We start from the raw sequence: 748 nt of genomic DNA, 5'->3' as shown, positions 1-748 counted from the left end.
AGTGGGTCTCAGGCTTTACTGATTATAATCCAGCATAAATTTCCAATACGCCATTAATGACAAATTGCACCGCGATGACCGAAAGAATGATGCCAAAAATTCGGGTAATTATCTCTTTGCCGGTTTCTCCCAGATAACGCACCAGAAAATGGGAATACACCATTGCCAGGTAACAGGATCCTGTGGTCAGCATAATCGCTGCAAACACCAAAATTAAATGCCAGGCTGTCGGTGCCTCACTGGTCAAAATCATCACCGTGGCAATGGCACCCGGTCCGCTCATAAACGGGATAGCTAACGGAATCACCGAGATATCCTTGGCAATTTTGCCTTCTATTGCAGGATCAGATGCACTGCTGGTCTCACCTTCATCCAGTCCCTTGTGAATCATGCTCATCGCAATACCAAATAAAATCAAGCCACCGGCAATACGAAATGCCTCGATGGTAATACCAAATATGTTGAAAATAAGACCACCCAGTAAGGCAAAAACAAAAAATACGCCAGTAGCAATCAGGCTGGAGCGTTTGGCGACTGCCTTACGGGTGGTTTCTGAGGTACGAGGCAACAGCGATACAAACATAAAAGCAGTTGTTAATGGATTCACAATGACAAATAAGGCGGCAATCGCGATGATCCAATAATCAAATAAACCAATTGCATTCATAATGTATCCACTTAAAGAAAACGCTATGTTCGCATAAATGCGTTTTCTGTATTGTCTTGGAGCCTGTCCTGATTTCTGTGT

At 43.6% G+C, this 748-nt stretch carries 1 protein-coding gene; it reads right to left on the bottom strand.

Features of this window, described 5'->3' with window-relative positions:
* Positions 1 to 22 precede the first annotated feature (22 nt).
* Positions 23 to 748, bottom strand: a 726-nt coding sequence (locus B3182_RS04190; protein WP_292737412.1) for a MarC family protein, incomplete at its 5' end; no start/stop codon positions are given.

This window comes from Methylophaga sp. UBA4204 (assembly GCF_002379485.1).
GTDB lineage: Bacteria > Pseudomonadota > Gammaproteobacteria > Nitrosococcales > Methylophagaceae > Methylophaga.
Note: the sequence above shows the minus strand (reverse complement) of the source record. Positions and strands in the feature narration are given on the sequence as shown.